This is a genomic window from Streptomyces lacrimifluminis (assembly GCF_014646095.1).
GTDB classification, from domain to species: domain Bacteria; phylum Actinomycetota; class Actinomycetes; order Streptomycetales; family Streptomycetaceae; genus Streptomyces; species Streptomyces lacrimifluminis.
Genome location: NZ_BMMU01000085.1, coordinates 1 through 4,593 on the forward strand (window position 1 = coordinate 1; position 4,593 = coordinate 4,593).

Consider the following 4,593-nt stretch of genomic DNA (forward strand, 5'->3'; position numbering starts at 1 on the left):
GCCGCTCTCGTCGATCGCGACGCAGTGGTGGTGCGTCTTGCCTGCGTCGATGCCGGCCCAGATCATGGCCATGTGGTGCCTCCGCGCGGTGTGGTGCTGGTGCCTCCCGACGGACGACCTCGCTGTCGATTCCCTACTCGGCGATCATTCGCAATTCCTCATTGGCAGCCGAGCCGTCGTGGGGCACCGGGCGGCCAATCAGTGGAAGCCACAAGCGGCAGAGCTTTTTGAACCACACCCGGCACCCCTGGGTGGGTGAACCATACGAGGGGCTCACCACGTCCCGCAGAACAACGTAGGGAGCTCTTTGCTGCTCTTCCAAACGTTGCCGCTTCCCCTGTTCTTCGGCGGGACCGCAGTTGTGGACCAGGACTGGTGTGGCCCCCGCCAGCACATTACGTGTGCTGCGTGGCTCCATCTACCTGCTTTTATGCAGGTCAATAGCGGTTTGCTGGTCCGGTGACGTGCGTGGGTGTCCGTGGGTGTGCCGGGTTGTTGCCGTCGCTACTGCCGTCAGGCGGTTCAGCCCAGGTACGGCTTCTCGCGGTGTTCCAGGAAGTGCTGGAGCCTGAGTCGTTGGGTGTGGTGCATCGACAACTGCTCGATCTCTTCCGGCGGGACGAAACGGAGTTCGGTGGACTCGTCGGAGATTGCTAGTCGGCCGCCGGTGATGCGGGCGGTGAAGCAGACGTTGAACTGGCGGCGGACCTCGCCGTCGGTATAGGCGATGATGTGTTTCGAGTCGGTGTAGGTGCCGACCAGGCCGGTGATCTCGATGTCGAGGCCGGTTTCTTCCTTGACTTCGCGGACTGCTGTGCCAGGCAGGGAGTCGGTGAGGTCCATACCGCCTCCGGGCAGGGCCCATAGGCCGTTGTCGCGGCGGCGCTGGAGGAGGATGCGCCCGTGGTCGTCGGTGACGACGGCGGAAGCGGCGACGACCATGCTGTTCGGCTTGGGTGCGTTGGGGTCGTCGTGGTACTCGGTGCGGGCCACGGTCAGCCTTCCTCTCGTACGGGGGTTGCCGTCGTCCACACGGCGTCGAAGCTCTCGGCGTAGGTGTCGAACATGCCGCCTGCCTCGTGTCGGCGAAGATGCCATACGGGGGCGGCGTACGCGTTGACGCCCCAGACGTGTGCGTTGACGAGTTGCTGGTCGTCGGCGCGGTAGAGGGAGTTGTAGAGCGTGGTTTCGTGGGTGCGGACGTCGATTCCCGGGGTGCTGGCGAGCGGCTTGTAGTGCATGAGCGCGAGGCGGCAGCGGGATTCGATGCCGTGGCCGAACCGCTCTTCCTTGCCTCGGGCTTGGACGGTGTCGCTGTCGGGGTCCCCGATCGCGATGCGGACGGTGCAGCCTTCGGCGGCGCGTTCGGTGAGGAGTTCGTTCAGCCGCGGGTACGCCTCGTGGAGGAAGACGGCCGCGTAGACGAGGATGTCGATCCGTTCCCGGGCCCGGGCCATCAGGTCGGTGAACGCTGAGACGGGGAGGTCGGCCCGCTGCTCGTAGAGCGCCACCAGTTCGGGGCTGATGGCGCGGGCGGGGCGGGCCTGGCGAAGCGCCGGCCAGAGTGCGTGCACGTCTTCTCCCAGGGCTTTGGCCGCTTGGAGGGCGGTGGCACGGCGTGGGATACGCCCGAGGTTCACCCAGCGCTCGACCGACTTGGGGTCGACCTCGACCTGCTGAGCGAGTGCGGCGTACGTCCAGCCTCCCGCCGCCATGACGGCTCGTAATCTCTCGTTCGGCACGAGTCTCCCCCTTCGTCCCAGGACGGCACTAGGGACGTTCTACACGGTGCGGGACGTCCCAGAGTGGGGTTTGGTGGAGGTTCCTTCGTCCTGGTGACTGGCGTGAGGATTGGTGCCGACCCTGCGGCACCAACAGGCCCGGGGGCACGCATCAACGCCGCCGAGGAGCGTCACCGTGCGAATGAGCGCCACCTCATGTGTTCCCGCCCTGCGACTGGACGCCCGGTCGCGCGCCGCCTCGCCGGGGTGGTCACGATGACGGCCCCCACCCCTGATGCCGACGGGCACACCGTGTCGCCCGATGCCGGCGCTCTGGTGGTCGACCGGCGGAGCGGCAAGGTGGGCGTTGTGATGGGGCATGTGGGGACGTACGTGCAGCTTCGGCCACCGAGCGGCGGCCGGGAGTGGGACGTGCCGCCTGAGGACGTACGTACGCCGACTCCGACGGAGGAGTTGAGCGCGAAGGTGGCCGCAGCCAACCGGAGGTGGGGACGGTGAGCCCTCGCTCGATCCTGCGCTACGAGACCTGGACCCTCCAGCCCGACCGCGAGCCGGACGCGGAACCGGTCCTGTACGCGATGCAGTGCGCAGTGGACGGCGAAACCTCACCGACAAGCGAGGGCTTCGCCGAACCGCAGGACTGGGTACTGCGGCACTGTGGCCAGAACCCGTCCCACCACACCTACCGGGAGATCATCACCCGCCCCTGGCGGACCTGGCGCCAGCCGTGACCCGCCCCGCTCGGCCAAGCACCGCTCCGCTAGAGTTCCCAGTTGCTAAGTGCGGCAACCTCTTCGATGGAAGGCGTCAGCCTCGCGCCAAAATCGGTCGATGATGCCTGGATTTGATTCACAGATGAAGTGCTAGGCGCGCCTTGACTAGAAGCTGCTGCCTCGCGAGCTAGAAGGCCGATTACTTCCCGCTCTGCACCGATCTCCATTTGAACCAGAGGCCCCGCCGGGGGCGTGGGGTCGCCATATCCCAGGATCACAGGCTGCTCTCCTCCCACCTTGAAGTCGAGCATGGAGAGCAACGATCTGATGGTGTTGATAGCCATCTCAGTCTTTGCGGCGGACGGCCTCAACGAAACCGCGAGAGCGTTTCCGACCAACGCCACGGATTGAGCCACATAGAACTCGGGTCGAGAGGAATCATCCTCGCCATCCTGAGATTCCATCTCCAGCTCATCCAACGCCTCAGCACACTCGTCCTGAGTGGAACCTCCAGCAGCAGTCGCCCAGACAAGCCTGAGCGAGGCATCGACCCACTCAGACTGCTCCGATCCACCGAGGGCTCGACAGAAGGCAGCACCTCGCTCCGCCGCTGCGGCACAGATCAGCACCAGTTCAGAGTCCGAAGCGCTCGAAATTGCCTGTAGTTCCGGCGAAATCGTCATGTCTCTCCAGTCTCCAGTGGCCCAGAAGGTCGTGAATGGCGAGTTCTGTGCAGCGTGACCACGTAGCCCCGCACCACCCACTGTCACCCCACGAACATTCAGCATGGGTGAACAGATGGCGACACAGAAGTTTCTCGACGCTGCACCAAACACGGCATGCTCATTGGGGCCCAAACTGCTAAGAATCCCTTGTTCTGCATGCCCAGCGGCCTGCACGAACTCTTCTCCCGGTCGAAGTGTCCAGCCGGAAGGCATAGCGCCACCGCCGTTGATGCCGATACGAGTGGTGAATGCCTTCGTTTTTGAGTTAAAGACACCAATGACGGCCGTGGTGCCCTTCACATCTGCCATGAAGTAGTCATTGCGAGATGCCTGCAACTCGTCCGCACGGCCGAGAGCGAGCATTGCATCATCTTCAGTTGCAACGCCAGGACCACAGTTGTGAATGAGTACCGGCGTAGCCCCCGCCACCGCATAGTACGTGTGCAGGTTGCTGACGGTGAGGTTGTGGACGGTGGCGCCCTGAGCCGTCCAGCGCTGGATGGCGGTGATCTGGACGAGGGTGCCCGCCCCCGTCTGGAGCCACTGGCCGGTCTGGAGGTCGGTCGCGTCGACCCACTCGCCCAGTTCCGGAACCCAGAAGGGGTGGCCGTCGGTCGCAGTGACCTCGGCGGTCTGCGAGCCCTTCGCCCCGTCGGTGTCGATCGTGACGTCGACCAGGTGCTTGAGGCCCTCGCCCTTGATCTCGGCGGTGACCGTTTCTGCTTTGGTCTCGCCTGTTTCCGGGTCGGTGGCCATGACCTTGTCGCCGACCTTGACGTCCTTGATCGCCTTGGTCGAGCCGTCGGCCATCAGGACCCGGGTCTCCGGGGTGAAGCTGTTGATCGTGCAGCTCGGGCCATCGCCGGACCCGCCGTCGGATCCACCACCCGAGTCGGAGTCGTCTCGTCCGGAACCGCCGCGTGATCCACCGGACTTGTTCTCGGCCTTGCCGCCGCCCGACGAGCCCTTCTGCTGCGAGGTCTTGCGGGCCTGGACCTGCGGAGCGTTCCCCCGTGCGCCCTTCGACCCTGTATGGGATTTCTTCTTCGCTGCCTCCGCCGCAGCCTTGGCCGCCGCTCTCGCCTTGCGTTTCGCCTCGGCCGCGGCAGCCTCCGCCGCCTTCTTCGCCTTGACCAGCGCGGCCTTCGCCGCCTTCGCCGCCTTCAGTCCCGCCTCCGCGACCGCCTTCGCCGCCCGCCAGGCCTTCACCGCACCCAGCGTCGCCTCAAAGGCCCGCCACATCTTCTTGCCCTTGGAGAAGACACTCGTCCACGGAATCGCGTCCATCAGCAGGCTGCCGCACGCCCACAGGTCACCCTGGGAGAAGCAGCCGACGATGTCGTTCCAGCCGACTAACTGATCGTTTCAGAATGAGTTGAGTCGCGGGTCTTGTGCTCGACGATCTTGGTCGGC

The 4,593-nt window shown here is 65.2% G+C and carries 5 protein-coding genes; 2 read left to right on the forward strand and 3 right to left on the reverse strand.

Features of this window, described 5'->3' with window-relative positions; translation table 11 throughout:
* Window positions 1–522 precede the first annotated feature (522 nt).
* On the reverse strand, window positions 523–993 hold the full coding sequence (locus IEY89_RS39830; RefSeq protein ID WP_189152402.1) for an NUDIX domain-containing protein: 471 nt from the start codon (window positions 991–993) through the stop codon (window positions 523–525).
* A gap of 2 nt (window positions 994–995) precedes the next feature.
* Window positions 996–1,715 carry a DUF5919 domain-containing protein gene (locus IEY89_RS39835; protein ID WP_189152404.1) on the reverse strand — a complete coding sequence of 240 codons (720 nt, stop codon included), beginning with the start codon at window positions 1,713–1,715 and terminating at the stop codon, window positions 996–998.
* 273 nt (window positions 1,716–1,988) lie between these two features.
* On the opposite strand from IEY89_RS39835, the gene IEY89_RS39840 reads away from it, so the two are divergent.
* Window positions 1,989–2,240: a hypothetical protein gene (locus IEY89_RS39840; protein WP_189152405.1), complete on the forward strand. Its 252-nt coding sequence runs from the start codon at window positions 1,989–1,991 to the stop codon at window positions 2,238–2,240.
* Window positions 2,228–2,473, forward strand: coding sequence for a DUF7848 domain-containing protein (locus IEY89_RS39845; RefSeq protein ID WP_189152403.1), 246 nt, complete (start codon window positions 2,228–2,230; stop codon window positions 2,471–2,473). Before IEY89_RS39840 ends, IEY89_RS39845 begins: the two co-directional genes overlap by 13 nt.
* A gap of 29 nt (window positions 2,474–2,502) precedes the next feature.
* Here the strand turns inward: IEY89_RS39845 and IEY89_RS39850 are convergent, their stop codons facing one another.
* Window positions 2,503–4,467 carry a polymorphic toxin-type HINT domain-containing protein gene (locus IEY89_RS39850; protein ID WP_268240811.1) on the reverse strand — a complete coding sequence of 655 codons (1,965 nt, stop codon included), beginning with the start codon at window positions 4,465–4,467 and terminating at the stop codon, window positions 2,503–2,505.
* Between the last annotated feature and the right edge of the window lie 126 nt (window positions 4,468–4,593).

Coding starts and splice junctions, on each gene's coding strand:
- IEY89_RS39835 (WP_189152404.1), bottom strand. CDS start 1,715: ATGGCGGCGGGAGGCTGGACGTACGCCGCACTCGCTCAGCAGGTCGAG.
- IEY89_RS39850 (WP_268240811.1), bottom strand. CDS start 4,467: ATGGACGCGATTCCGTGGACGAGTGTCTTCTCCAAGGGCAAGAAGATG.